The sequence below is a fragment of the Sphingobium terrigena genome (genome assembly GCF_003591655.1).
Classification (GTDB): Bacteria; Pseudomonadota; Alphaproteobacteria; order Sphingomonadales; family Sphingomonadaceae; genus Sphingobium; species Sphingobium terrigena.
Genome location: NZ_QVRA01000002.1, coordinates 233,642 through 259,759, shown reverse-complemented (window position 1 = coordinate 259,759; position 26,118 = coordinate 233,642). Strand labels below are relative to the sequence as shown.

The following is a 26,118-nucleotide window of genomic DNA, read 5'->3' as shown; positions in this document are numbered from 1 at the left end:
ATGACCGACCTGTGGCTTGGCGCACTCCTTCTCGTCTCGCTGGTCGCTGTGTTGTGGCCGTTCCTTGTCTATCCGCTGATCCTGCGCGCGCTGCCGACATGCCCGGAACAGCCGGTCGCGGGGCCGGTGCCGAGCGCCACCTTGCTGTTCTGCGCCTATAATGAAGCCGGTGCGATGCCCGAAAAGCTCGCCAATCTGGCGATGCTCAAAGGGCTGCATCCGACGCTGGACATTCTTGCCTTCGATGACGGATCGTCCGACGGCACGGGCGATCTGATCGCAGCGCAGGGCGACCTGATCACGCTGATCCGTGGCCCCGGTCGCAGCGGCAAGGCGCATGGCATGAAGCAACTCGCTGCCCGTGCGCGCGGCGACATATTGATCTTCACCGACGCCAATGTGCTGCTCGACCCGGACGCGATTGAGCGCCTGCTTGCCCGCTATGCCGACCCGGATATCGGCGGGGTGCTGGGGTCACTCCATTATATCGGGCAGGGCGAAAGCGCGACCGCCTCGGTAGGGTCGCTCTACTGGCGGATCGAGGAGCGGCTGAAGGATGAGGAATCGCGCACCGGCAATGTGCTGGGCGCGGACGGCTCGATCTTCTCGATCCGCCGCAGCCTCTATCCCGATTTCCCCGACAGCGTGCTGGACGATCTGACCGTCTCGATGGCGGTGGTCTTTGCGGGCAAGCGGCTGGTGAAGGCCAGGGACGTGATCGCGCGCGAACGGCTGGTAACGGCACGAAAAGACGAATATCGGCGCAAGGTCCGCATCGCTGCCCGCGCCTGGCACACCCACAGCCATCTGCGCCCGCAACTGCGTCGCATGGCCGTGATCGACCGATTCAAATATGCCTCACGCAAGATTATCCGCTGGTTTGGCGGGTTGTTCATCCTGACCGGTGCCGTCGCGGCGGGCGCGCTGGCAATGCGCTTCTCACCGATGCTCTATATGGTCGGCGCGCTGGCTGTGGCGCTGGTCATCTGGCGGGGCATCCGTGCCAAGAGCGGACCATTCGCCGCGCTGGTCGATGTGCTGATTGCCTATGCGGCGACTTTGCAAGGGGTGGCCAAGGCGATGACCGGCCGCACCGTCACCATCTGGAATCCCGCCAAGTCGCGCTGACCCTCTCGTCAAAGCCGTGCGATCTTGTATAGCGCCAATGCTGTTCCCCAGTCGGAGACTGACGTGATTACTGTTCAGCGGGTGGCCAAGGCTGTCGGCAAGCATCTGACCCGAAGCGCGCTCAAGCTGCGCAAGGCGCTGGGCGCGCGCGCCAGCCGGGGTTGCCCGGCCTGTGGCGCGACCGTCGTGGGCTTCTTCCGCTATGGCGACAATGGCGAGTGGGGCTGCCCGGACTGCGGCGCATCGCCGCGCGAACGGCTGATGAACTGGCTGATCGCGCAGGGGACGCTGACCGTGCCGACCGACGGCGCGATCCTGCATATGGCACCCAATGAGGCGAGCCTCGTCCGCCGTTTCTCCACCGCTGCCGATTACATGCCTGCCGATCTCGATCCGTCGCGCTACACCGTACCGAACATGCACCGCGTTGACCTGATGGAACTGGCCGACGCCGATCGCTACGATCTGTTCTACGCCAGTCACGTCATGGAGCATGTCCCCGATGACATGGTGGTGCTGCGCAATATTTTGCGGGCGCTGAAACCCGGCGGCGAAGCCTGGCTGATCGTGCCGCTATGGGCCAAGCCGACCGAGGATGGCAGCTTCGCCATGCCGCCGCGCGAACGCGAACGGCGCTTTGGCCAGTGGGATCATGTGCGCCAATATGGCCCCGATTTCGCCGATCGCATCCGCGCGGCGGGTTTTGATCTGGAGGAAATCGACGCCGCCGGGATCGACGTTGCGACCCGCCATTTCTATGCGCTGGACGACCGGCTGTTCCGCGCCCGCAAGCCCGGCGCCCAGTGAGCATCCTCGCGTGAGCATCCTCGCGCGGATGGAGGCGTCCGCCCGCATCCTTGCGCTGGTCAAGCTCGCCAATGTTGGCCTGGTGCTGGTCTGGGGCTTTGCCGTCACCTTCGTGTTCGTGCGTGCGCTGCCACTGGAGGAATTCCAGTCCTTCCTGCTCCTCGTCGCCTTCGGCAACTTCACCGTTTCGGCCGAATTCGGCCTGACCAGCATCATCTATGCCCGGCTGCGACGGCACTGGCTGGGCGACGGTGAAGCCGACATAGGCGCGTTCCGGCTGGAGGAGATGGGGGTCTTGTTCCTGTTCCTCGGCCTGATCGTCGCGGGCGGTACGCTGATCCTGCTCGTGGCGCTGGCCGCGGGCTGGATCGACACGGCCATGCCCTTGTTATTCCTCCTCTTTTTCCTGTCCGCCTGCCTCAACCTGCCCGGTCTGCTAGCCAAGCGGGCGCTGGCGGCGGTGGACGGCAATTTCCTGTGGGAGGCGCTTGATTGCGGGCGGCGGGTCATCACCATCGCCCTGCTGCTGGCGATATTGGCAGGTCTCGATCCGCGCCTGTCCCTCGCCCTGCAACTGGCGGTCAGCATCCTCGTGATCGGTTGGGCCATCGCCCATGTCCACCATCGCCTTGGCATGAAGCCGCGCCACTGGATCGCCTTCCGCGTCGGCGGCGGCCATGTCCGCGCCCATTATCTGCGCGACATAGGCGCGTCCGCCGCCTTCACCGTCTCCGACATCATCGCCTATAATGCGCCCTATTTCACCATCGCCCTAGCGACCAGCGATGCCCGACCGATGCTGCTGTTCGATTTCTTCTTCAAGATGTCCAGGTCACTGTCGATGTTGGTCCGCGCCCTGGTGGAAGCCGCGCTGCCCCGCATCACCCGCGCCTATCATGCCGGTGACACAGTGCGCCTGCGCCAGCTGCTTGGCCGGGCGCTCGGCGCGGCGATGGTCTTTGCGCTGGCGCTATCTGCCGTGCTGCTGAGCGTCGGCGACTGGCTGTTTGCAATCCTGTTTGACGGCCGCGCCAGCATCGACCGCGCCGACTTGGTGCTGATTGTCGTTGCTTTGCTCGCCCTCGCGCTGTTGTGCGTCTCGGTCTATGTGCAGGCCGCGCTGGGGCGCTTCTCCCACCTGTTGGCCCGCTCGCTGCCCTTCCTTGCCGGATCTCTGCTCAGCGTCCCGCTGGCCAGCCTGCTCTGGCCGGAGCGGTTCGATCTTGCCTTCCTTGGCCTCTACGCGCTGACCCTGCTGCTGGCAGCGGCTCTGCACGCCGTCTCGCTGCGCAGACTGGTGCGGGCATGAAGGTCGCGATGCTCGATCCCTCGCTCTTCACCGGGCGCTATGACGACAGCCTGTGCGCGGCGCTGGTGGGGGAGGGGGCGGACGTCACCCTGCTTGCCCGCCCGATGCGCGCGACCGATGCGATTGAACCGCAGGGCTACAACTACAGCCCGCATTTCTTCCGCCGCAGCGAGGCTCTGCGTGACCGGCTGGGTGAAGGCCGCGCCTTCCGCCTCGCCAAGGCGGGGGAATATGGCCTGTCCTGCGCACTGGGCGATCTGACGCCGCTCGCTGCTGCCGATGTCGTGCATGTCCAGTGGCTCCCGCTCGCCCCTGCCGACCGGCTGATGCTGCGCCGCCTGAAGGGGTACGCCGTGCTGGTCCATACCGTCCATAATGCTTACGCCTATCATGCCGATGCCGGGGTACAGGGCCGGGGATACCGCGCGTTGCTCGACGAGTTTGACGCGCTGATTGTCCATGGCGACACCACCCGCATTGCGCTGGTGGGGCAGGGCATCGACCCCGCACGCATCCATGTGACGCCGCACCCGCCGATGCAATTGGCGGCGGCCACCCCCGCCGATCTCGCCGCCATCCCCGATCCCGCCATGCCGCGCATCCTCTTCTTCGGCACGATCCGCCCCTATAAGGGTATCGATCTGCTGATCGACGCCTGCCTTCAGCTCTGGCAGTCGGGCAACGCCTTTGAACTGGCTCTGGCGGGCAAGCCCTTCATGGATGTCGCGCCTTTGCTCGAAAAGGTCCGCGCCGCAGGTTTCGCTGATCGCGTGTTGACCGATTTCGGTTTCCTGACCGAAGGCCGCCTCGACGCGCATATGGCCAAGGCTGATATGATCGCCTTCCCCTATCGCCACATCGATTCCAGCGGCGCGTTCCTCTCCGCGTTGCATCATGGCAAGGCGATGCTAACGTCGGACGCCGGCATGTTCGGCCAGTTGCCCGATGGCGTCGCGACCCGCTTTCCCGCGGGAAATGCGCCCGCGCTGGCCCAAGCCCTCTTGCCGCTGGTGCAAAGCGCCGCCATCAGGCAGGAACAGGGTGCGCAGGCGCGCGCCTGTTGGACGAAAATGGGGGACTGGAAGGGTATGGCGGTGGCGACGATCGGCATCTACAAAGCAGTGCTGGCCGCGCGCGCATGAACCGTTATGTTCGTGAAGCCGCCGACCGTCTGCTCGCGCTGCGCCTCGCGCTGGCGGGGCGGGTGCATCAATATCCCGAAATTCAGGCGTTGAAGCGCTTTCTGGCGGCTTTCCATGTCGACTGCCTGTTCGACGTCGGCGCCAATCGCGGCCAATATGCAACGATGGCGCGCAAGGATGCGGGCTATCGCGGCCTGATCCTCTCATTCGAGCCGAACCCTGCCGTGTTCGCCGAACTGCAAAAGCGCGCCGCGTCGGACCGCCACTGGTATGTGTTCAACATGGCGCTGTCGGACTTTGACGGCACCGCCGATTTCAACATCATGGCCGCCGATCAATTCTCCTCGCTCAAGACGCCATCCAATGCGCAGGATGATATTTTCGCGGACCGTAACAAGGTGACGCAGACGGTCGCCACACCCTGCCGCCGTCTCGACACGCTGCTGCCTGAACTGGTGGCGCAGCATGGCTTTGCCCGACCCTTCCTGAAGATGGACACGCAGGGCCATGACCTGTCGGTCTGCCAAGGGGCAGGCGCGGTGCTGGCGCAGATGACGGGCGTGCAGACCGAGTTGGGGGTGCGGCCCATCTATGAAGGCGGCACCGGCTATCGGGCGATGATCGACTGGCTGGAGGCGCGGGCTTTCATCCCTTCCGCCTTCTTTGCCAATAATAAGGGCCATTTCCCGCTGCTCGTCGAAATGGACGGTATTTTCGTCAACCGGGCGTTGGTTCAGGGTTGATCATGGAGGCGCCCGCGTCCTTTGTCAGTGCGCGCCGCCTGTTTCTGGCGGGGGCGATCGGCCTGACATTATGGCTGGGCGCGACTTTCCTGTGGCATGTCACCTATCGGCAGGGGATCAGCCTGGCGGTGATCCTGTTCCTGGATCAGGATTTCCCTGCGCTCATCGTCTCGCTGCTTTTGCTGGCGCTGGCCGCGCCCTTTGCCGAAGGACGCGGGATCATCCTGCCGCGACCGACCGCGCGGATCGTCGTGCCATTGATCGTGCTGATGGGGCTGGCCGCCTGGGCGGGCCATTATGCCCTGTTTCAGGATTATGCCATTTCCCGCGATGAGGAGGTCGCTCGCTTCGCCGCCGCCTATATGCGCGAAGGGCTGTTCGCCCGGCCGATCCCGATCGAATGGGAACCCTATCGCCGCGCGATCATGCCGGAATTCTTCTCCCCCTTCGGCGCGGCGGATTATTGGACGGCGGCCTATCTGCCGGTGAACAGTGCGATCCAGGCTTTGTTCTGGCAATTGGGCGATCCCAATATGGCAGGGCCGGTGCTGCTCTTCACCGGCCTGTTCGCGCTGTGGCGGGTGGCGCTGCACCTGATGCCGGATCGGCCAGACGCAGTGTGGGTGACGGTGCTGCTGGGCTGTTCGTCCAGCCAGCTATGGATCACGGCGATGACGCCCTATGCCATGACCGGCCATTTCGCGCTCAACATGGTGTGGCTGGCGCTGGTGCTGCGCGGCGGGGTGGTTGGCCATGTCAGTGCAGGCATCGTTGCGCTGGTCGCGGCGGGGCTGCACCAATGGCATTTCCCGCCAATCTTCATCGCGCCCTTCATCCTGTGGATGCTGCTCGCCCGCCGCTGGACGGTCGCGGCCTTCCACGCGCTGACCCTGGTGACGATCGTCATCGTCTGGGCCAAGATCTGGCCCGCTTTCCTGCTCGACATGCTGGGCGCACCCGCCGATGTCAGACCTTCGGCAGGCGTGGCGGACAAGGTGGGCAGCCTGTTCCAGCGGCTGGGCGATCGCTGGCAGCCGCTGGTCAATCTCAGCCGTTTCGTTGCTTGGAATAACATATTGATGGTTCCGCTGGCCGCGCTCGGCATCGCCGCGATGCGGTGGAAGCGCGCGATCCGGGGGCAGGAAATCGCGCTGCCGCTGGCGCTCGGCTGTGTGGCGGGATGCGCGCTGGCGCTGGCGCAGGGCTATGGCTGGGGCTTTCGCTATGCGCATGGCTATATCGGTCCCTTCTGCCTGTTGGCAGGCCTTGGCTGGGCGCGGTTCCGGCCGCAGGGCGCGCTCCGGCCACTGGTCATCGGCCTGTTCATCACCGGCCTTGCCAGCATATTCCTGGTCTGGCGCACCCATGCATTCGTCGCGCCTTATGCCGCCAGCCACAGGCTGATCGACTCCAGCCAGGCCGATGTCGTGCTGGTCGATCCGCGCGGCGGCCTCTACGTCACGGATCTGGTGCGCGGACGCAATGGCGTGCCGGGCAAGCCGATGGTCATGAATATGGCGATGCTGACGCTCGATCAGGTCGATGAGCTATGCCATAATTATGTCGTTGAACTGTTCGACCGTGCCGAATTCCGACCGCTCGGCGTGCCGCTGGCGCGCTGGAATCTGGGTCGCATGGACGCCCTGCGCGCGCATATGAAGGAAGAGGGCTGCGACAAGCCGGTCCAGCCGCCACTGCCCGAAAGTTTCGAGGATGCCCTCAATGCGGCGGATAACGCTATGTGAAGCAGGCTACTGCCCCTTCACATAGACCCGCTTGCCGCCAATCCATGTTTCCAGCACCTGCGTGCCGCGAATCTCAGCGGGGCGCGCTGTCGAAACATCCCGGTCGATCAGCAGGAAATCCGCCCGCTGCCCCGGAACCAGACTACCGAAGCGTTTTTCGGCAAAACCGGCATAGGCCGCCTGCCGGGTAAAGCCGTCCAGCGCTGCCTCGAAACTCACCCTTTGCTGCGGCATCCAGCCACCAATCGGCTCGCCCTTTGCATCTTCCCGGCTCATGGCGACGGCGATGCCTGCAAAGGGGTTGGGGCTTTCGACCGGCACGTCGGACCCGAAAGCCAGCGGCACCCGATTGTCGAGCATCGCCTTCCAAGCATAGGCGCCCGCCAGCCGCGCCTCGCCCAGTCGCGCGGTCGCCATGCGCCAGTCGGACGCCTCATGCACCGGTTGCATCGACGCGACGATGCCGAACTGGGCAAAGCGCGGCAAATCGGCCGGGCTGACGATCTGCGCATGTTCGATCCGCCAGCGCCGGTCGCCCTTATAGGTTTCCGACAATTCCTGAATCGCGTCGAGTATCTCGCTGTTCGCCGCATCACCGATGGCGTGGGTGGCGATCTGGAAATTATCCATCGCCGCCCGACTCATGATGTTGCGCAATTGCGTGTCGGGGACCATAGGCAGGCCGCGCTGGCCGGGCGCATCGGCATAGTCGGCTTTCAGCCACGCGCCGCGCGACCCCAGCGCGCCGTCCAGCACCAGCTTGATCCCGCCCAGCCGCAGCCGGTCGTCATACAGCCATGGCGTCGGTTCCGGCCCGGCGATCAGCGTCATATTCTCCAGCCCTGCCGCATAGGCCATGATGCGCACGCGCAGCGCCCCACGATCGGCCGAGCGGCGGAATGCCTGCCAATCCTCTATGCTGGTCCCCATGTCGGCAATGCCGGTGATGCCCGTTGCCAGCAGCGCACGCTGCGCCTTTTCAAAGGCGATGTCGCGGTCCTTGGGCGCAGGCGCGGGAACGACCTTGGCGATCAGGTCCATCGCCTTGTCCACGAATACACCCGCCGGTTTGCCCGCTGCCATTTCGATCCGCCCGCCGGCAGGTGCCTTGGTCGCCGCCGTCACGCCCGCCGCGCGGATCGCGGCGCTGTTGGCCCAGCCAGCATGGCCGTCCACCCGCTCCAGCCAAACCGGAATATCGCTGACCGCCGCGTCCAGATCGGCCGCCGTCGGGAAGCGGCCCAGTCCCCATTGCTCCTGATTCCAGCCTGTGCCGATGATCCATTTGCGCCCTGCGCCGTCCTGCGCATAGGCCCGGATTTTCGCTTGCGCCTCGGCCAGGGAGGTCGTCGTCGACAGGTCGAGCGTGATCAGCGACAGGCCCAGCCCCATGACATGGCCATGCGCGTCGATCAGGCCGGGAATCAGCGTCTTGCCGCCCGCATCCATCCTGAACGACAGCCCCTTGGGCCGTTCGGGCCAGGGCTGGCCTCTTTTTGGCTTTTTGGGCTTATATTCCGGCTCCTGATAGCGGTCCGGCAGCAATTTTTCGACCTTGCCCTCGTCGTCGATCAGCAGGGCACGGAAATGCACGATCCTGCCATTGGGATCGACCGCCATGCCGTTGACGTTATCGATGACGCCGGACGCTAAGGCGGGGAGGGTGAAAGCAGCTAGAGCCGCAATACTCAAACAGCGTGCTCCCGCGAAGGCGGGGGCCCAGTTGATAGCGTGGGACTGGACTCCCGCCTTCGCGGGAGCACGGAGCATTGCAATCTTCACGCCCGCGTAATCCGCCGCACCAGTGCACTGGTATCCTGCCGGTTGCCGCCCAGCGCCTGCACATCGGCGTAAAATTGATCGACCATCGCCGTCACCGGCAGGGTCGCGCCATTGGCCCGCGCTTCTTCCAGCGCCAGCCCCAGATCCTTGCGCATCCAGTCGACCGCAAAGCCGAAATCGAAACTGTCCTGCGCCATCGTTTTCCAGCGATTGTCCATCTGCCAGCTTTGCGCTGCGCCGCCTGAAATCGCCTCGAACACAGCGTCGAGGTCCAGCTCCGCCGCCTGCGCGAAACGGAGTGCTTCGGCCAGCCCTTGCAATACGCCTCCGATGCAGATCTGGTTCACCATCTTGGTGGTCTGTCCCGCGCCCGCGCTGCCGACATGGACGATCCGGGCGGCATAGGCGTTCATGACGATCTTCGCGGCAGTGACCGCGGGTTCGCTGCCCCCGCACATGATCGACAGCTTGCCATTCTCCGCGCCGGCCTGACCGCCCGACACCGGCGCATCGACGCTATGAATGCCGCGGCTCTCGCCCTCGACGAATAATTGCCGCGCGATCCGCGCCGATACAGTCGTGTGGTCGATGAACAGGCTGCCCGGCTTCATCGTGCGGAACGCGCCGTCGCGGCCCAGTGTGACCTGAGAGAGGTCGTCGTCGGTGCCGACGCAGCTGATGACGATGTCCGCTTCCTCGGCTGCCTTGGCCGGGCTGATAGCCACGGTGCCGCCATAGGCCTCCGCCCAGCTTTTCGCCTTGCCGATGGAACGGTTATAGACGGTCAGGCTATGCCCCGCCTTTGCCAGATGGCCTGCGATCGGGCCGCCCATGACGCCCAGGCCGATAAACGCGATATTAGCCATATGCCCCGTATATTTACTGCGCCAGACCCAGCCATAGGGCCAGATTTCCGACAGTGCCAGTTTCTTCACGCGCAATTTTCCGCTAGGGGGCGGCTCCATGAACAGCTTAGCCAAGATAGAGAGCGCCTTGCCGCTGCCCATCACCGTCGATGACATACTTGCCGCGCGGACCCGGATTGCCGGTTCCATCGTCAAGACGCCGACGCTGATTAGCCAGACGCTCTCGACCATGCTGGGCTGCAACGTCTATCTGAAGTTCGAGAATCTCCAGTTCACCGCCGCCTATAAGGAGCGCGGTGCGCTCAATCGCCTGCTGCAACTGGACGATGCGGCCAAGACGAAGGGCGTTATCGCCGCGTCGGCGGGCAATCATGCGCAGGGGCTGGCCTATCATGGCAAGCGGCTGGGCGTGCCGGTCACCATCGTCATGCCCACGACGACGCCGACGGTGAAGATCACCCAGACGCAGGGCCATGGCGCGACCGTGGTGCAATATGGCGAGAAATTCGACGACGCCTATGCCCATGCCCGGTTGCTGGAGGTGGAGCAGGGGCTGACCTTCATCCATCCCTTTGACGAGCCGGACATCATGGCAGGGCAGGGGACGGTTGCGCTCGAAATGCTGGAAGATGCGCCGGAAATCGATACGCTGATCATCCCGATTGGTGGCGGCGGGCTGTTTTCGGGCATGGCGACAGCGGCGCGGGCGATGAAGCCGGACATCCGGCTGGTCGGTGTGCAGGCCGAATTGTATCCGTCCATGTATGATTTCATCAAGGGCGAAACCCTTGCCTGCGACGGCGATACGCTGGCGGAGGGCATCGCGGTCAAGCAGCCTGGCGAACTGACCCGCCGCTTTGTCGAGCGGCTGGCGGACGATGTGCTGCTGGTCACCGAACGGCGGCTGGAGGAGGCGCTGAGCCTGTTGCTCCAGATCGAAAAGACCGTGGTGGAAGGGGCGGGGGCTGCGGGCCTTGCCGCATTGCTGACCTATCGCGAACAATTTGTCGGGCGCAATGTCGGACTGATCCTGACTGGCGGCAATATCGACACGCGCTTGTTGGCGAACGTATTGCTGCGCGATTTGGCCCGGTCGGGCCGTTTGGCGCGGCTGCGGATCATCCTGCAGGATCGGCCAGGCGCTTTGTTCCATGTTGCCAAGATCTTCGATCAGGAAGCGGTCAACATATTGGAGCTGGCGCATCAGCGTATTTTCACCAATCTGCCTGCCAAGGGATTGAGCCTCGACGTGGAGTGCGAAACCCGTGATCGCGCCCATCTCCAGCGGCTGATCGCGGCGCTGGGCGAGGCTGGTTATGAGGTCGCGCCGATCGAGGTCGCCTGATGTGGGAACCTTCTGTTAACTTTTCATGGTAAACGCTCTTTTCATGGGCGCATGGCGGCGGCATAGTCGGGACATGATCCACCCGCGCCGCCGCCACGAAGGGGATATTGGAGAGTGACTGCACCCTTTCGTTTTCCTCGTTTCTTCGTGACCAATCCATCGCCCTGCCCCTATCTGCCGGGGCGGAGCGAGCGGAAGGTGTTTACCGAGCTGAACGGGGACAATGCGGCTGAACTTAACGACGCGCTGGGCCGTATCGGCTTTCGCCGCAGCCAGAATGTCGCCTATCGCCCCAGTTGCGCCGACTGTTCCGCCTGCGTGTCGGTGCGGGTCGTCGCGGGCGAATTTCGCCCCAACGCGACCCAGCGCAAGCTGATCCGTCGCAACAGCGACCTGACCGTCACCGCCTGCAAGCCCTGGTCGACCGAGGAGCAATATGCGCTGCTCCAGCGCTATCTGTCGGCGCGGCACCCCGGCGGCGGGATGACCGAGATGGACGAGATGGATTTTGCCGACATGGTCGAACAGACCCCGGTCGACAGCCATATCGTCGAGTATCGCGAACCCGGCATCGACGGGCGCGTCGGCAAGCTGGTCGGTGCCTGCCTGACCGACCGGCAGGGCGACGGCCTGTCGATGATCTACAGCTTCTTCGACACTGAGTTGGACAATCGTCCGGGGCTGGGCAATTTCATCATCATGGACCATATCCTGCGCGCTTCGGCAGCGGGGCTGCCCTATGTGTATCTGGGCTATTGGGTCGATGGGTCACAGCGGATGCAATATAAGGTCCGCTATCGCCCGCTTGAAAAATTGAGCCGGGCTGGTTGGGTCCGGTTCGACCCGCAAGAGCAGGATCAGGCTATTCGCGACGTGGCCCAGCGGGATGAACCCCCGCTGCCAGTCGAACTGGTGAGCATGTTTCGCAAATAGCAGCCTGATTACATGGATTTCCGGCACTTTCCGCCCGTGCCAAGTAAATCCGACCAAAATGACAGGAGTGTGGGGAGGTTGTTTAACTTTCTTCGATAGTCCTGCCGTGATGAACGCGATGACGGCGACATGGGCGGGGGCTGGCGATGGATCGTTTTGCTGAACGCCGATTTGACGACTTCCGGCGGGTGCTGGAAAACGGTCAACGTGTCGATAATCCATTACCATATCGAAACGAACTTCTCTTTTCGCCGGTCTTTGACCATCTGTCGCCGTCGCTTTCGCGCTGGATTGCCGATGCGCGGGGCCGGATATTGTCGACCGATCAGGATGGTAGCCCAGGTGGTCGGGAATGGCGCACTTTGCTGGACCGCACAGATCGCCGCACCCTGCTGAAGGCCGCGATTGCGGATGAACAGCCACCGCCCCTGACAGTGCGCCTGCTGGGTGCCGACGGACAGCGGCGCTGGTGTCTGGTCCGACTGCTACGGATGACCGGCACAGATGGTCTTGTTCGCTATTATGGTACGGTCGAGGACATACATGACCGCCAAGATCGCGAAGCGCGCGCACTGGAACGGGCGCTGGCCGAAAGCCGCGAACATTATCGCTGGTCGGTCGAACTCAGCCCGCAAGTGCCATGGACAGCCGGACCCGATGGCGCGATCGAGGAAGTGGGGCCGCTCTGGCTGAACCTGACAGGCATGACGGCAGAGCAGGCGCTGGGGACGGGCTGGCTTGCCGCGCTCCACCCCGATGACCTGACCCGCACCATCGCCATATGGAGCGCGCATCTGGAGTCCGGCGCGCCGGTCGATGTCGACTATCGCATTCGGTTGTGCGACGGCGGCTATCGCTGGATGCGCGCACGCGCATCGGCGCGGCGCGATGCGCAGGGACAGATTGTCCGCTGGTATGGCACGCTGGAGGATGTCCACGCACAAAAGCTCGCCCAGCACGCGCTTGCAGAGAGCGAGGAGCGCTCTCGTTTGGCCGTGCAGGCAGCAAGGCTGGGTATATGGGATTTCGATGCGACGACTGGTGTGCGTCGCTGGTCGGCCGAATTTCGCGCAATGCTGGGTCTGAGCGAGGATCAGCCGGCGACCAGCGAACTGGCACTTTCGCTGGTCCATCCCGACGATCGCGAAACGCTGCGTGTCATGCTGGACGCTGTGGCAGCCGGTGCCGTGCCGCCGCATTTCGAGGCGACGCTGCGGGTCCACCGCGCCAATGATGGTGCCTTGCGCTGGATCAGAAGCAGCGGCTGGACCACGCGATCGGAATCGGGACGGGCGCTGCGCGTCATCGTCACCTTTCTGGATGTCACCGAACAGCGGGACGTGGAGGATCGCATCCGCTGGGCCGCCACGCATGACCCCATGACCCGCCTGCCTAACCGCGCCCTATGGCAGGCGACGCTGGACGAGATGGCCGAACGACAGGCGCGCACCGGCGACCGCTTTGGCCTGTTGCTGCTCGACATTGACAATCTCAAGCGGACCAATGATTCGCTGGGCCATGATGCGGGGGACGCCCTGCTTTGCGCCTTTGCCAGGTGCCTTGCCGCCATTGCGCCGTCTGACGCGGTGCTGGGGCGGTTGGGGGGCGACGAATTCGGCCTGATCGCGCCGTCATTGACCGAAGGCGCAGCGCTGGAGGCGTGGTGCGCCAAGCTGATCGAAAGCCTGCGCATACCCCATGTCCATAATGGCCGGTCGATCGATTGCGGGGTCAGCATTGGTGGCGCGCTGTTCGGCGATCATGGCGACCGGGCGGCGGATCTGCTCAAGGCGGCCGACCTGGCGCTCTATGCGTCGAAAGCGTCTGGACGTGGCCGCCTGACCCTGTTCCATTCCGACCTGCGGGCGCAGGCCCAGCAGCGCAGTTCGATGATCGGCATGGCAAGGAAGATCATCGCCGATCGCTTGGTCACCCCCTATTATCAACCCAAGGTCGATCTGCGCAGTGGCCGGGTTCTGGGTTATGAAGCGCTGTTGCGCTGGCACCATCCGCGTTTGGGACTGCAATTGCCGGGCAGCATAGCGGCGGGTTTTGAGGACGCTGAAATCGCCGTCGCGCTGACGGGGCAGATGCTGGACGCGGTGTTACGCGATGTGCGCAACTGGTTGCAGGGCGGGTATGATCCCGGTCGGGTCGCGATCAACGCCTCCGCCGCCGATTTCGCTCGCGACGATTTCGCCGAACGGGTGCTTGAGCAACTCGCTTTGTTCGCCGTGCCGCCGGAGCATCTGGAAATAGAGGTGACCGAGACTGTTTTCCTGGGCCGGGGTGCGGGGCAGGTCGGGCGCGTGTTGCGGCATTTTTCAGACGCGGGAGTGCGCATTGCGCTGGATGATTTCGGCACCGGCTTTGCGTCGCTGAGTCACCTGAAACAATATCCGGTCGATATATTGAAGATCGATCGCAGCTTTGTGTCCAACATCGAACAGGATGCAGGCGACGCGGCGATCGTCGACGCCATCGTCAAGCTGGGCGGCAGTTTCGGCATGGATGTCGTCGCGGAAGGGGTGGAAAGTGCGGCGCAGGCCGACCGGCTGCTCGCCCATGGCTGCACCATCGGCCAGGGCTTTCACCTGGGCCGCCCGCAGCCTTTTGCCGTTATCACGCCGCCCAAGGCATAATGAAAAGGCCGCGCCCCTTGCAAGGCGCGGCCCTGATCTGTCGCCCTTAAACGCTTATTTGCAGCGGCACGCCCGGCGCGCTGGCTTGCGATAGCCGACGCGCTGGGTGACATAGGTCGTGGTGGTCGTTGTCGTCACCGCAGGTTCGATCGTCACTGTGGTCACGATCGGCGCTGGGTAATAATAGCCGCCCGACACATAGCCGCCGCCCTGGGTGGTGACATGCGCCGGACCCTGCGCCCAGTGTGGCTGGCCTGTATAGGCTGGCGCGTCATAATCAACGCCCGCGCCGCGCACTTCGCCCTCGAACCGGCCCTCATAGGTGCCACTGGTGCGCTTGCCATCGGCGGTCGTCCAGGTGCCGGTCCAGCGCCCTTCATAGTCATTCTGGGTGGTGACGCTGTCGTCGGCATAGCCATAGCCATAATCATAGCCAGCACCGGGACGACGCGGCGGCGGCGCAGCGCCGCGGCGTGGGGCATCCTCGGCCTTGTCGATCACGGCACCGGCAATCGCGCCGACACCTGCGCCGATCAGCGTGCCAGCGGTGCGATTGCCGCGCCCCGCAATGCGATTGCCCGCAACGCCGCCGACCACAGCGCCGATGGCCGCGCCGCCAAGGCCATTGTCGGGGCGACGATACGCATCACGATCGTCATAATAGCCATCATCGCCATAGCCGCCTTCATAACGGTCCCACGCGACATTGTAGCGGCTGTCATAGACCCGGCCATAACGGTCGGTCATGACCGCATCGTCATAATAGCGCGACCAGCCATAGCCTGCGGCAGGGGCTGGCAGGCCATAGGCCCCGTAATTGCCGATATAATAGGAGGGACTGACCCAGTAGCGCGGCAGAACATAGCCATAGACCGGGCGCTGATAGCCGTTCCAGCCACCCGGCGCGCGCCAGCCCGCATACCAGCGACCATTTTGGCGTGGTCCCCAACGGTGGCCACCATTCCAGTTCATGCCCGGTCGGGGTGCGTGGGTCATCGGCCGACCGCCGCCCTTCCATCCGCCGCCGGACCAGCCGCCGGTCGTGCCATGGCCCATCGCCGGGCCGCTGCCCGCCAGTGCCGGGCTGGCCGCGCCCGCCAGCGCAATGCTCGCGCCCAGAAGGAGAAGGCCGGATGTCCGCATGGTTAACGCTCCCTGTTTTCCCGTGGCGGGGAAGCGCCAGCGGGTCAAAATGCTAACGCTCTGTTTAGCATGGCGATCCCCGCCTATCCATGAGTGGGAGGGTTAAATCCTGTCCCGAAACGGGGCGGAATGCGCCGTCGTGGCGGGAAAGAGGGTTAACGCCTCAGCCGATTCGCGGCGCGACCCGCGCGATGAGCGCCTCCAGCCCCCGCGCGTCATCCGAGTCGAAGCGAGCAGGGCGAGGACTGTCCAGATCCAGCACGCCGATCAACTGGCCATCGACCATGACCGGCACGACGATTTCCGACGCACTGGCCGCATCGCAGGCGATGTGACCGGGAAAGGCATGGACGTCCGCGACCAGTTGCGTCTGCCCCGTCGCTGCCGCCGTGCCGCACACGCCGCGCCCCAGCGGAATGCGGATGCAGGCGGGCTTGCCCTGAAACGGTCCCAGCACCAGTTCGCCATCGACCATGCGATAGAAGCCCGCCCAGTTGAGGTCAGGCAGATATTGCCAGATCAGCGCCGCTGTATTGGCCATGTTGGCGACATGGTCCGGCTCGTCCCGCGTAAGCGCTCCGGCGGCAAGAAGCAGGTCAGCGTAGAGCGCCGCCTTGTCGGCAGTATCGGTGGGGGCAAAATCATACATGACGCGGATATAGGCGCGGTGGCGGGGCAGGGCCAGAGGGTGATAATCAGTTGTGCGCGCGTTCCTGCCACGTTTGCCAACCAAAGCTTGGCGCGATCGGTTCGCCGTTCCGCCCCGTCGCATGGCGCATCTGGACGAACAGCCCGGCCAGCAGCGCCACTGGCCCGATCGGGTTGAAGGCCATGACCAGCAGGGGGGCGGCGAAGGCGAACCAGAGCGCCAGTTTTTCCCCTGTCGTCAACGCCCCCCATCGTCCGAACAGCAATATGGCAAAGCCAAGGCTGCATACGGTCAGGTCATAGTTGAAGATATAGGGCATGATGACAGCCGTGGCCGACGCGCTTACGAACGCCAGATCCTGCGCCCGTGCATCCCGCGCCTTCCAGAACAGTGCCAGCGCCGCGATAGCGAATGCGGTCTGGACCATGAAAGCGAGGGCGGTGGGGGCTTCGCGCAGCGCGATATAGGCGGATGGCATCATGAAATAATAGAATTTTGGACCCGGCGCGGTCATGATCCGGGTCTGGAGCGCGGACGTTTCGACCAGCCATGTCCGCCACAGATCGCCGCCAAAAATGAGGATGCTGAGGCCGATCAGGCTCAGTGCCACAGCGCTGGCAATCAGGATCGGGCGCAACTGTTTGCGGCCCAGCATGGTCAGCGCGATCAGCAGTCCCAGATGGGGTTTGAGCGTCAACAGTCCTGCCACGACCCCGCTGCGGCCGGGAGAGCGATCCAGATAGTGGAAGTAAAGTAGCCAAAGGCCACCAATAACAAATCCATAGTGCCCCCACCAGATATTGATGATTGCGGCGGGGGTCAGGATCGCATGGGCCAGCGACAGGGTATCGGGCAAATAGGGGCGCGCTGCCCACATGAAAAATGCCGCCCCCAGCAGCGTCCAGATCGCCAGCGCCAGCGGATAGGGTAGCATTGCAAAGGGCATGGCCAGAAACAGGCTGTGGGGTGGATAAGAATAGTTATAGGAGTCGAGCGGCCCGAATATCGACGCCTGCCACGCCATGTAGCCCTGATAATCATAGAGCGTCGCCAACTGCCCCTGAAGCGCGAGATGCCCACCGGACCAGACGTTCAGAAAATCACGACCGATGATCAGCCGCGCTTGGGTCAGGCGTAGTCCGTCCAGTTGCAGCAAGTCGGAGAGGATCAGCACTGCGCCCAGAAACGTTGCGCCGAGCCAGAGCAGCAGCAGTCGGAGCGGCGTTAATGTCATTGTTGACGGGATGCTGATATTCTGCGGCGAGTGACCCATATTCAACCGATCCATAGCTGCGCGCGCGGGATGCGACGCTGCATCTAGACAGGCAAATATGGTTAATTCGTAAACGACGTGCGATGGTTGGGAGGAGATGCTTACTCCACCCGCACCTTGCCGCGCCCCTGCTTGACGCTGGCACGCTTGACCTTGCCCTCTACCCGGCGCTTTTGCGAGGCTTTGGTCGGTTTGGTCGGGCGGCGTTTTTTGGGGACGATGGTGGCTTCGCGGATCAGAGCGATCAGGCGGTCGCGGACATCCTGCCGGTTGAGCAGTTGCGACCGCGCCCCTTCGCTGCGCAGGATCAGCACGCCTTCGCGCGTCATCCGCGATCCTGCGAGGTCAACCAGCCTGTTTTTCACGGCATCGGGCAGGCCAGGCGAGTTGGCGACGTCGAAGCGCAGCAGCACGGCGCTGTCGGTCGTGTTGACATGCTGGCCGCCCGGACCCGACGCGCGGGTATAGGTTTCGACAATCTCGTCGCTATCGATGGCGATGGAGCGGGTGATGGCGATGGCGACCATGGCGCGACTGTATCCGCTCGACCGCGCCGGTCAAAGCCCAGCTTCGTCCAGCAGCGCTTGCCCGAATCCGGCGTCGGCAAAGGTGGCGGGCAGCGGCGCGGTCGCCTCCGCCGCTGGCTTTTCGCCGCGCGGGATGCTGAGGAAACGGCTGTGCAGCAACATCGGCACGCCGCCTTCGCCATAGACCGGATCGCCGACGATGCCGAAGCCCAGGCCGTGCAGCGCATGGACGCGGATCTGGTGGGTGCGCCCGGTCTGGGGCGTGAAGGCGATCAGCGCGCGGCCGTCTTTCTCCGCGACCTTGCGCCAATGGGTGACGGCGACCTTGCCCGCCTTGGCCGGGATCATGCGCCAGCCTTCGCTCGCGCTGCTGATCTTGGACAGGGACAGTTCGATCGTGCCGCTTTCTTCGGCTGGCACCCCGTCAACGACCGCGACATAGCGTTTCGCGACCGTCCCGGCCTCGAACGCGCCGGCGAAGCGCTTGTGCGCCTTGGGATTGCGGGCGAGCAGCAGGCAGCCGCTGGTGTCTCGGTCCAGCCGGTGGACCGGCAGCGGCCAGCGGGCAAAGCCGAAGGTCAGCGATTGCAGGTGATTTTCGAGCGCAATCGACCCGTCGCGCGGGGCATCGACCGGCAGGCCGGCGGGCTTGTCGAGAATGATGGCCTCGCCATCGATGAAGAGGACATGGTCGGTAAGCAGGGCCAAGGGATAGGGGTCCGATCGGGAAACAGGGCAGGGGCGCATTGACGCGCGCGTCCCGTCCTATAGGGCGTGGAGGCGATGGAGCATAGGGGGACGATCGATCAGGAAGCGGGCGACCGGCTCGATTGGGTCGATGTTGCGCGCGGTATCGGCATCCTTGCCGTCGTGATCGGCCATGTGTGGACGCGCGGGCCGGTGCGCGATGCGCTCTACAGCTTTCACATGCCGCTGTTTTTCATATTGTCGGGGATGCTGTCGCGGCCGCAGCCGGTCGGGCGTTTCACCCGCCGCCAGCTGGTCAGCCAGATGCGGCCCTATGCGATTTTCCTGACACTGCTGATCGTCGCGGATCAGATGATCGAGCCGATGAAGGGCGGGCGGCCGATTTTCCACCAATGGCCGGGCGATCTGCTGCCCATCTTGCTGGGCGGCTTCTGGCTGCGCGGACCTTATACGATCTTCTGGTTCGTCCCCTGCCTGATGGTCGCGCGCATCCTGTTCAACATGGCGCTGGGCCGCTGGCCCGATCCGTTCGACCGGCGCTGGGCGCTGTTGCTGGTTCCGGTGACGGGGGCGGCTTATGCGCTCGGCTGGATGACGCAGGCGTCGCCATTGGGGTTGCTCGCGGTGCCGATGGCGTTTGTGTTGCTCTGGACAGGAGCGGCATGGGCGCGGGTCCGGTGGCACTGGGGCATGATCGGGCCGCTGGGGCTGCTGTCGTTGGTGGGTCTGGCAGGGTGGTTCCCCACGCTCAACATGAAGGTTGCCGATTATGGCTGGCCGCTATTGTCGATCGGGTCGGCGATCGCGACATCGCTGCTGATCGTTGCCATCGCCCGCCGCATCGCACCCTATGCCGCACCGCTGGCGTCGCTAGGCCGGGCGTCGCTGGTCATCATGTATCTGCATGTGGCCTTCATCCACTATCTCTCGCCTTATCTGGGCAAGATGTGGTTGCTGGCGATTGCGCTGATCGTGCCGTACCTGTTGTGGCGCGCGATTATCGCCTGTCCGTCCGCGCGCCGCCTGCTGCTATAGCGTTCAGATATCCTGCGCGATCCGCCCGTAAAGGTCGGGCCGCCGGTCGCGGAAGAAGCCCATGCCTGCGCGGTGGGTGCGCGCCTGCGCCAGATCGAGCGTCGCGACCAGCGCGCCCAGATCCCTGGCGTCGGCTTCGGCGGCGAAATCGCCCCACTGGTCGCTGATGAAGCTGTGGCCGTAGAAGGCCTGGCCATCCTCCTCGCCGATGCGGTTGGCGGCGATCACGGGCATACAGTTGGACACGGCATGACCGATCATCGCCCGCCGCCACATCCGGCTGGTGTCGAGGTCCGCATCATAGGGTTCGGAGCCGATTGCGGTGGGATAAAACAGCATTTCCGCGCCCATCAGCGCCATCACCCGCGCACATTCGGGATACCATTGGTCCCAGCAGATGCCGACGCCGATCGTGCCATATCTCGTCGGCCACACCTTGAACCCCGTATTGCCGGGGCGAAAATAATATTTCTCCTCATAGCCCGGCCCGTCGGGAATATGGCTCTTGCGATAGACGCCCATAATCTCGCCCTGATCATCGATCATCGCGAGCGAATTATAATGATGCTGTCCGTCGCGCTCGAAGAAGCTGGTGGGGATGTAGACGCCCAGGTCCTTGGCCAGCTTGCGCATTTCCTGCACGGCGGGATGCTCATCCACCGGCTGCGCCCGCGCGAACAGGGCTTCATCCTCGACGCGGCAGAAATATGGCCCCTCGAACAGTTCGGGCGGCAGGATGATCTTCGCCCCGCGCGCGGCGGCCTTGGCCACATGGGTCGCGACGCGGGCGATATTTTCAGCCATGTCGTCGGTGAAAGCGAGCTGGAGCGCGGCAACGGTTACTTTGGTCATGGTCATCCCACCGAAGGCATTTGCTGGCTGCAACAGTGGAAACTGCCGCCGCCCGACAATATGGCATCGCTGCGCAGGCCGACAATATCCCGCCCCGGAAAGAAAGGGGCAAGCGTATCGAGCGCGGCCTGGTCATTGGGCTGGCCATAGATGGGCACAATGACGGCCGCGTTGCCGATATAGAAATTCATGTAGCTGGCCGGGATGGCTTCTCCATCCACGATCACCAGCCCCGGCGAGGGGATGTCCACGACGGTCACGCCATGCGCTCTGGCCCGCGCCCGTGCATCGGCGTAGATCGCGGCGTTGGGATCGTCGTCCGTTGTGGCGATCGGCAGCGCCAGCAGCCCTTCGCCCACGAAGCGCGCCAGATTGTCGACATGGCCGTCGGTATGATCGTTCAACAACCCGTCGCCCAGCCAGAGCATGTCGGAGAGGCCGAGGCTCCCCGCCAGCAGCGTCTCGATTTTGCCGCGATCAAGGTCGGGATTGCGATTGGGGTTGAGCAGGCATTGCTCGGTCGTCACGAACAGGCCGGTGCCATCGGTATCGACCGCGCCGCCCTCGAATATCCAGTGCTGCGTCGATGTCGGCAGGCCGGTGGTCGCCGCCAGCCGTGCGCCAATATCCTCGTCACCCGGCATCTGATATTTGCCGCCCCAGCCGTTGAAGCCGAAATCGACCAGCGCCCGCGCATTGCCGTTCAGCACCGCGATCGGCGCGGTGTCGCGCAGCCAGACGTCGCCTAATCTCTGTTCGACGATCGCGACGCCTGGCGCAACCAAGGCCCGCGCCGCGTCCGCATCGGCGGCATTGGCGACAACGAGCCGGACATCTTCGCCCTTGCCCCCGGCATGGAGCGCGCTGGCGAAGGCGGCGATCTGCGCTCGCGCTTCCTCAAACTCGCCGGGCCATTCGGCGGGGTTGGTCGGAAAGCCGATCCAGGTCCAGTCATGCGGCGCCCATTCGGCAGGCATACGGAAAGTCATCTGTCTGTCCTCACTCGGCAGTCGCGGCGATGCGTGATATTATGGGGCGTGATATTATGGATCGGGGCGCTCCATAGCGTGGCGCGTCCGGTCTGGACAGGGGGAGAGCAGATCATGCGTGCACTAATCATGAGCCTCATGCTGGCGATGACGCCTTTGGCGGCGCAGGCGGACGAACTGCCCGGCTGGATCGCGGGGGCATGGGTCGAACGCAACGGGGAAAGCTGGTCGGAGGAGTATTGGTCGGGTCCGCGCGGCGGCATATTGCTGGGCGCAGCGCGCACGGGGAAGGGGGAGACGCTGGAGTTTTGGGAACAGACCCGCATCCAGATCGACCCCGACGGCAGCATCGCCTTTTATGCGTCGCCCAAGGGCGCGCGTGCCGCACGCTTCGCCATCGAATCGCAGAGCGCGACCGAGATTGTGTTTGCGAACACTGCCCATGACTATCCCCAGCGCATCCGCTATTGGCGCGACGGCAAACTGCTCAAGGCCGAAATCTCGAAGATCGACGGCAGCGAAAAGCAAAGCTGGTCCTACGCGCCGATGGGGGAGTGAAATGCCCGGCCAAATGAGCGACGTACTCCCGCGCAGGCGGGAGCCCAGTTGAGACATTGGAACTGGGCTCCCGCCTGCGCGGGAGCACCGGGCAGCCCTTATTTCCCCGCCCGATCCTTGTCGCGGATGCCCCGGAATTCGTCGCCTTCGACCCAGTTGGGCCAGTCGCTGCCGGTCGCCAGATCGCGGCCCACGCTATAGTAAAGCTTCAAGTCGGCCAGCACCCCGGTCCAATCCCAATTGGGATCATATTCATCCTTGGGTCCGTGATAGCGGTTCTTGGTATAATCCTCCGCCGCGGCCATGCCTGCCGCCGTGCCGCCGGTCACCAGATCCTCGCCGCCCTCGAAATAGAGCATCGGCAGGCCATGCTTGGCGAAGCTGAAATGGTCCGAGCGGTAATAATAGCCTTTCTCCGGGGTCGGCTCCAGCGTTGCCACGCGCCCCTGTGCGCCGAGCGCCCGGTTGAGATAGGCGTCGAGCTGCGACTTGCCCTTGCCGATCACCACGACGTTTTTCGCCAGCCCCGCGACCGAGAGTGCGTCCATATTCACGCCGCCGATGGTTTGCGCGAAGGGAAAGACCGGATTGCTGCCATAATAGGCCGATCCCAGCAGCCCCGATTCCTCCGCCGTCACTGCCAAAAATACCTGGCTGCGGTCGGTCGGTCCGGCCTTCACATTGGCCTCCGCCAATGCCACCAGCGCCGCCGTGCCGGTCGCATTGTCGACCGCGCCGTTGCAGATGTCGTCGCCATCGGGCGCGGCCTGACAACGGCCCAGATGGTCCCAATGGGCGCTGTAGAGGACATAGTCATCCGGTCGCGTCTTGCCGGGCAGCAATGCCACGACATTTTTCGACATATGTTTGCGCAGGTCATTGTCGAACGACACCGACGCCTTGACCGTGCCCAGCGGCACGGCCTTGAAACCCGGCTTTTTCGCTGCGACCATCTGCGCGTTCAGGTCCAGCCCGGCGCTGACGAACAGGGCCGCTGCCTTGTCCTTCTGGATCCAGCCGATCGCGGCGGAAAGCCCCGCATTGCCGTCCGCACTGTCGGCGACATGCTGCGCCCCGGTCCAGCTCGACTGTACGACATTCCAGCCATAGGCGGCGGGCACCGTGTCATGCACGATGATCGCGGCGGCTGCGCCCTGCCGCGCCGCTTCCTCATATTTATAGGTCCAGCGGCCATAATAGGTCATCGCCCGACCATTGAACGGCCCGGTCAGTCCCGGCGTCTCATAATCGGGATCATTGACCAGGATGATGACCGTCTTGCCCTTCACATCGACCCCGGCATAGTCGTTCCACCCCTTTTCAGGTGCGTTGATGCCATAGCCGACGAACACCACCGGGCTGTCCTTGACCGCGATTTTCGGCTGGGTGGTGCGATAGGTGCCGACGACCATTTCGGGGCCATAGGTCGCGCTGACCGCGCTCTTGCCGCCGGTGAAGCTGAGCGGCGACACATTCTTCGCGTTGATCTCGACCAGCGGCACATCCTGAAACCAGCTGCCCTTGTTGCCGGGTTTCAGGCCCAGCTTGCCGAACTCGGCGGCGAGCAGCGCCAGAGTCTTTTCCTCACCCGCAGAACCGGGCGCGCGGCCTTCATAAGCGTCCGAGGACAGTTCCTGCACCAGCCGCTTCATCGTGTCGATCGACGGTTCGACCGCAGCGGGAGCCGTGGCAGATGCCGAGGCGGGCGGCGTATCGGCACCGTCGCTGGTGCAGGCGGCAAGGGGCAGGGCCAGGGTGGCCGCAAGGGCCAGCAAAGACGTTCGCATCAGGGCATCTCCCTCAAAAAAATCATTGTTATACGATTGTGATGTTCCGTGATGCCATTGTGCGAGGGCAAGGGCAAGCAAGGGGATTGCGCCATTCTACGGCTTCGCTTAGCCCCTGAACCAACAGGAAGAATTTGGGGGCAAGGCGGGGCATGATCCGTTTCGACAAGGCAATGATGGTGGCGCTGCTGGCGGCTGGAACCTCGCAGGGCGCACTCGCCCAGACTCAGCCTGATGCGCTGGCCAAAGCCTTCGGCGCGCGCGAGACGGTGATTTCCGCGAGTATCTCGCCCGATGGATCGAAAATCGCGCTGATTTCCGCCGGGCCGGGCCGGAGCAGCCGTGCCTATGTGCTGGAGGCGAAGGAAGGCGCAGAACTGGTTGTCGCGGCGACGACGACTGGCAAGCCGGAGCATCTGTCCCGCTGCGACTGGGTCGCTGCCGCCCGGCTTGCCTGCCAGATTTTTGGCGAAACGCGCTACGCCGACGATGTCTATGGGTTCAGCAATGTATTCGCGGTCGATGTGTCAGGCGGCAATGCCAAGCTGCTGAGCCAGCGGCGTGGTCAGAACGCATTATCCTATGACTTTCGCGGCGGTGACATTGTCGACCTGCTGCCGGGCGAGGATGGCGCGATATTGATGACCCGTTCCTATGTCCCCGAAGCCAAGATCGGCAGCCTTGTCGAAAAGCGGTTGGATGGCCTGGGCGTGGACCGGATCGACACGCGCAGCGGCAGCGGGAAGCGGATCGAAACGCCAACCAAATTGGCAATCGATTATATTTCCGATGGCATCGGCAATGTCCGGGTCATGGGGCTGCAAGAGGTTAAGGGAACCGGCTATTCCAAGGGGACCTACAAATTTCTCTATCGGCCGCAAGGCAAGACGGGCTGGAGCGACCTGTCCACCTATGATGTGCGCGACAATAGCGGCTTCTATCCGCTCGCTGTCGATCCTCAGAAGAACATCGTCTATGGCTTTGAAAAGACTGACGGGCGCGAGGCGCTCGTGTCGATCGCGCTGGACCATGGCCTTGAAAAGAAAGTCGTTTTTGTCCATCCGCAGGTCGATGTGAGCGGCCTGATCCGGGTCGGGCGCGACCGGCGGGTTGTGGGTGCAAGCTACGCGCTGGAACATCGCGAAGCGGTCTATTTTGATCCCATTGCGTCGTCCCTGGTCACGTCGCTGGGCAAGGCGCTGGGTGGCAAGGCCATCCATATTGGCGACATGAGCAGCGATGGGCAGAAAGTTCTGGTGTGGGCGGGCAGCGACGTCGATCCCGGCCAATATTATCTGTTTGACCGCGCGGCGCGCAAATTGTCGCCGCTGATGCCCGATCGTCCCGAACTGGCGGATCGCCAGCTGGCGACAATGAAGCCGGTCAGTTTCAAGGCAGCTGATGGCGTCACGATCCCGGCCTATCTGACGCTGCCGCCCGGCAAGGAAACTGCCAAGGGGCTGCCCGCGATTGTCATGCCCCATGGCGGCCCGGAGTCGCGCGATGAATGGGGTTTTGACTGGATGGTGCAATATTACGCGGCGCGCGGATTTGCCGTCATCCAGCCGCAGTTTCGCGGATCGGCTGGCTTTGGCGAGCAATGGCTGATTCAAAACGGCTATCGCTCGTGGCGCAAGGCGATCAACGATGTGGTTGATGCCGGGCGCTGGCTGGTGGCGCAAGGCATTGCCGATCCTGCCAAGCTGACGATCGCTGGCTGGTCCTATGGCGGCTATGCCGCACTACAGGCGCAGGTGATCGATCCTGACCTGTTCAAGGCGGTCGTTGCGATCGCGCCCGTGACCGACTTTGGTGATCGGCTGCGTCGCGCCCAGTTTGACAGTAGCTATCTGGTGCAGCAGCAGCGTATGGGCACCGGACCTGAAGCGGAAGAAGCTTCCCCCTCCAGCCATGCTGCGCAATTTCGTGCGCCGGTTTTGATGTTCCACGGCACGGACGATGGCAATGTCGATATCAGCCAGGCGAAGATCATGCAGAGCAAGTTGGAGGGCGCAGGCAAGCGCAGCCAGCTGGTCGTTTATGACGGGCTTGCGCATAGCCTGAACGACAGCGACGCCCGTGCGGACATGTTGCAGAAAAGCGCGGACTTCTTGCTCGCTGCCGGGAAATAGCAATCAAAAAAGGGAACGGACGC

Annotated in this window: 22 protein-coding genes; 12 read left to right on the top strand and 10 right to left on the bottom strand. The window is 63.8% G+C overall.

Annotated features, from left to right (window positions below; all coding sequences use genetic code 11):
- From D0Z70_RS03245 to D0Z70_RS03220, 6 genes are all read left to right on the top strand, one after another.
- Positions 1-1,128, top strand: coding sequence for a glycosyltransferase family 2 protein (locus tag D0Z70_RS03245; protein ID WP_119743947.1), 1,128 nt, complete (start codon positions 1-3; stop codon positions 1,126-1,128).
- A gap of 63 nt (positions 1,129-1,191) precedes the next feature.
- The gene (locus tag D0Z70_RS03240; protein WP_119743946.1) at positions 1,192-1,935 is read left to right on the top strand and encodes a class I SAM-dependent methyltransferase; all 744 of its coding nucleotides are present in this window, start codon (positions 1,192-1,194) and stop codon (positions 1,933-1,935) included.
- A gap of 28 nt (positions 1,936-1,963) precedes the next feature.
- Positions 1,964-3,244 (top strand): hypothetical protein, encoded by a 1,281-nt coding sequence (locus D0Z70_RS03235; protein WP_119744102.1) that lies wholly within the window; start codon positions 1,964-1,966, stop codon positions 3,242-3,244.
- The gene (locus D0Z70_RS03230) at positions 3,241-4,386 is read left to right on the top strand and encodes a glycosyltransferase family 4 protein (protein WP_119743945.1); all 1,146 of its coding nucleotides are present in this window, start codon (positions 3,241-3,243) and stop codon (positions 4,384-4,386) included. The genes D0Z70_RS03235 and D0Z70_RS03230 overlap by 4 nt, the downstream gene beginning before the upstream one ends.
- The gene (locus tag D0Z70_RS03225; protein ID WP_119743944.1) at positions 4,383-5,129 is read left to right on the top strand and encodes an FkbM family methyltransferase; all 747 of its coding nucleotides are present in this window, start codon (positions 4,383-4,385) and stop codon (positions 5,127-5,129) included. Before D0Z70_RS03230 ends, D0Z70_RS03225 begins: the two co-directional genes overlap by 4 nt.
- Positions 5,130-5,131: 2 nt before the next feature.
- A complete protein-coding gene (locus tag D0Z70_RS03220; protein WP_119743943.1) occupies positions 5,132-6,874 on the top strand; it encodes an MFS transporter in 1,743 nt (580 codons plus the stop codon).
- A 6-nt stretch (positions 6,875-6,880) separates the two neighbouring features.
- On the opposite strand, the gene D0Z70_RS03215 is transcribed toward D0Z70_RS03220, so the two are convergent.
- A complete protein-coding gene (locus tag D0Z70_RS03215) occupies positions 6,881-8,566 on the bottom strand; it encodes an amidohydrolase (RefSeq protein ID WP_119743942.1) in 1,686 nt (561 codons plus the stop codon).
- An 86-nt stretch (positions 8,567-8,652) separates the two neighbouring features.
- Positions 8,653-9,522: an NAD(P)-dependent oxidoreductase gene (locus D0Z70_RS03210; protein WP_119744101.1), complete on the bottom strand. Its 870-nt coding sequence runs from the start codon at positions 9,520-9,522 to the stop codon at positions 8,653-8,655.
- A gap of 97 nt (positions 9,523-9,619) precedes the next feature.
- Here D0Z70_RS03210 and D0Z70_RS03205 point away from each other — a divergent pair, with 97 nt between their 5' ends.
- From D0Z70_RS03205 to D0Z70_RS03195, 3 genes are all read left to right on the top strand, one after another.
- Positions 9,620-10,867 (top strand): threonine ammonia-lyase, encoded by a 1,248-nt coding sequence (locus D0Z70_RS03205; protein ID WP_119743941.1) that lies wholly within the window; start codon positions 9,620-9,622, stop codon positions 10,865-10,867.
- 114 nt (positions 10,868-10,981) lie between these two features.
- A complete protein-coding gene (locus D0Z70_RS03200) occupies positions 10,982-11,800 on the top strand; it encodes an arginyltransferase (RefSeq protein ID WP_119743940.1) in 819 nt (272 codons plus the stop codon).
- A 146-nt stretch (positions 11,801-11,946) separates the two neighbouring features.
- Positions 11,947-14,442, top strand: coding sequence for a sensor domain-containing protein (locus tag D0Z70_RS03195; protein ID WP_119743939.1), 2,496 nt, complete (start codon positions 11,947-11,949; stop codon positions 14,440-14,442).
- Positions 14,443-14,496: 54 nt separating this feature from the next.
- Here D0Z70_RS03195 and D0Z70_RS03190 read toward each other — a convergent pair whose 3' ends face one another.
- The 5 genes from D0Z70_RS03190 to D0Z70_RS03170 form a co-directional block, all read right to left on the bottom strand.
- A complete protein-coding gene (locus tag D0Z70_RS03190) occupies positions 14,497-15,585 on the bottom strand; it encodes an RcnB family protein (RefSeq protein ID WP_119743938.1) in 1,089 nt (362 codons plus the stop codon).
- Positions 15,586-15,748: 163 nt separating this feature from the next.
- Positions 15,749-16,234, bottom strand: coding sequence for a GAF domain-containing protein (locus D0Z70_RS03185; protein WP_119743937.1), 486 nt, complete (start codon positions 16,232-16,234; stop codon positions 15,749-15,751).
- A 46-nt stretch (positions 16,235-16,280) separates the two neighbouring features.
- Entirely contained in the window at positions 16,281-17,507 is a 1,227-nt protein-coding gene (locus D0Z70_RS03180) for a glycosyltransferase family 87 protein (RefSeq protein WP_239018790.1), read from the bottom strand.
- Between the two features lie 101 nt (positions 17,508-17,608).
- Entirely contained in the window at positions 17,609-18,034 is a 426-nt protein-coding gene (gene arfB, locus D0Z70_RS03175; RefSeq protein ID WP_119743936.1) for an alternative ribosome rescue aminoacyl-tRNA hydrolase ArfB, read from the bottom strand.
- Positions 18,035-18,064: 30 nt separating this feature from the next.
- Complete coding sequence (locus D0Z70_RS03170; RefSeq protein ID WP_119743935.1) at positions 18,065-18,742, bottom strand: RluA family pseudouridine synthase; 678 nt, start codon at positions 18,740-18,742, stop codon at positions 18,065-18,067.
- Between the two features lie 75 nt (positions 18,743-18,817).
- Between D0Z70_RS03170 and D0Z70_RS03165 the strand changes: the two genes are divergently transcribed.
- Complete coding sequence (locus D0Z70_RS03165) at positions 18,818-19,777, top strand: acyltransferase family protein (protein WP_119743934.1); 960 nt, start codon at positions 18,818-18,820, stop codon at positions 19,775-19,777.
- Between the two features lie 3 nt (positions 19,778-19,780).
- On the opposite strand, the gene aguB is transcribed toward D0Z70_RS03165, so the two are convergent.
- Together aguB and D0Z70_RS03155 are read right to left on the bottom strand one after the other, a co-directional pair.
- Positions 19,781-20,629 (bottom strand): N-carbamoylputrescine amidase, encoded by an 849-nt coding sequence (gene aguB / locus D0Z70_RS03160; RefSeq protein ID WP_119744099.1) that lies wholly within the window; start codon positions 20,627-20,629, stop codon positions 19,781-19,783.
- A gap of 2 nt (positions 20,630-20,631) precedes the next feature.
- A complete protein-coding gene (locus D0Z70_RS03155) occupies positions 20,632-21,618 on the bottom strand; it encodes an agmatine deiminase family protein (RefSeq protein WP_119743933.1) in 987 nt (328 codons plus the stop codon).
- A 114-nt stretch (positions 21,619-21,732) separates the two neighbouring features.
- Between D0Z70_RS03155 and D0Z70_RS03150 the strand changes: the two genes are divergently transcribed.
- Positions 21,733-22,176, top strand: coding sequence for a DUF6265 family protein (locus tag D0Z70_RS03150; RefSeq protein ID WP_119744098.1), 444 nt, complete (start codon positions 21,733-21,735; stop codon positions 22,174-22,176).
- Positions 22,177-22,274: 98 nt separating this feature from the next.
- On the opposite strand, the gene D0Z70_RS03145 is transcribed toward D0Z70_RS03150, so the two are convergent.
- A complete protein-coding gene (locus D0Z70_RS03145) occupies positions 22,275-23,963 on the bottom strand; it encodes a M28 family peptidase (RefSeq protein ID WP_119743932.1) in 1,689 nt (562 codons plus the stop codon).
- A 173-nt stretch (positions 23,964-24,136) separates the two neighbouring features.
- On the opposite strand from D0Z70_RS03145, the gene D0Z70_RS03140 reads away from it, so the two are divergent.
- Positions 24,137-26,095 carry an alpha/beta hydrolase family protein gene (locus tag D0Z70_RS03140; protein ID WP_119744097.1) on the top strand — a complete coding sequence of 653 codons (1,959 nt, stop codon included), beginning with the start codon at positions 24,137-24,139 and terminating at the stop codon, positions 26,093-26,095.
- Positions 26,096-26,118 lie beyond the last annotated feature (23 nt).

What these genes read in the sequence shown, in the direction of transcription:
- D0Z70_RS03235 (WP_119744102.1), top strand. Translation starts at nt 1,964, where the DNA reads ATGGAGGCGTCCGCCCGCATCCTTGCGCTGGTCAAGCTCGCCAATGTT.
- D0Z70_RS03230 (WP_119743945.1), top strand. Translation starts at nt 3,241, where the DNA reads ATGAAGGTCGCGATGCTCGATCCCTCGCTCTTCACCGGGCGCTATGAC.
- D0Z70_RS03210 (WP_119744101.1), bottom strand. Translation starts at nt 9,522, where the DNA reads ATGGCTAATATCGCGTTTATCGGCCTGGGCGTCATGGGCGGCCCGATC.
- D0Z70_RS03140 (WP_119744097.1), top strand. Translation starts at nt 24,137, where the DNA reads ATGATGGTGGCGCTGCTGGCGGCTGGAACCTCGCAGGGCGCACTCGCC.
- D0Z70_RS03195 (WP_119743939.1), top strand. Translation starts at nt 11,947, where the DNA reads ATGGATCGTTTTGCTGAACGCCGATTTGACGACTTCCGGCGGGTGCTG.
- D0Z70_RS03155 (WP_119743933.1), bottom strand. Translation starts at nt 21,618, where the DNA reads ATGACTTTCCGTATGCCTGCCGAATGGGCGCCGCATGACTGGACCTGG.
- arfB (WP_119743936.1), bottom strand. Translation starts at nt 18,034, where the DNA reads ATGGTCGCCATCGCCATCACCCGCTCCATCGCCATCGATAGCGACGAG.
- D0Z70_RS03145 (WP_119743932.1), bottom strand. Translation starts at nt 23,963, where the DNA reads ATGCGAACGTCTTTGCTGGCCCTTGCGGCCACCCTGGCCCTGCCCCTT.
- aguB (WP_119744099.1), bottom strand. Translation starts at nt 20,629, where the DNA reads ATGACCAAAGTAACCGTTGCCGCGCTCCAGCTCGCTTTCACCGACGAC.
- D0Z70_RS03185 (WP_119743937.1), bottom strand. Translation starts at nt 16,234, where the DNA reads ATGTATGATTTTGCCCCCACCGATACTGCCGACAAGGCGGCGCTCTAC.
- D0Z70_RS03220 (WP_119743943.1), top strand. Translation starts at nt 5,132, where the DNA reads ATGGAGGCGCCCGCGTCCTTTGTCAGTGCGCGCCGCCTGTTTCTGGCG.
- D0Z70_RS03205 (WP_119743941.1), top strand. Translation starts at nt 9,620, where the DNA reads ATGAACAGCTTAGCCAAGATAGAGAGCGCCTTGCCGCTGCCCATCACC.
- D0Z70_RS03150 (WP_119744098.1), top strand. Translation starts at nt 21,733, where the DNA reads ATGCGTGCACTAATCATGAGCCTCATGCTGGCGATGACGCCTTTGGCG.
- D0Z70_RS03165 (WP_119743934.1), top strand. Translation starts at nt 18,818, where the DNA reads ATGGAGCATAGGGGGACGATCGATCAGGAAGCGGGCGACCGGCTCGAT.
- D0Z70_RS03245 (WP_119743947.1), top strand. Translation starts at nt 1, where the DNA reads ATGACCGACCTGTGGCTTGGCGCACTCCTTCTCGTCTCGCTGGTCGCT.
- D0Z70_RS03225 (WP_119743944.1), top strand. Translation starts at nt 4,383, where the DNA reads ATGAACCGTTATGTTCGTGAAGCCGCCGACCGTCTGCTCGCGCTGCGC.
- D0Z70_RS03180 (WP_239018790.1), bottom strand. Translation starts at nt 17,507, where the DNA reads ATGGGTCACTCGCCGCAGAATATCAGCATCCCGTCAACAATGACATTA.
- D0Z70_RS03190 (WP_119743938.1), bottom strand. Translation starts at nt 15,585, where the DNA reads ATGCGGACATCCGGCCTTCTCCTTCTGGGCGCGAGCATTGCGCTGGCG.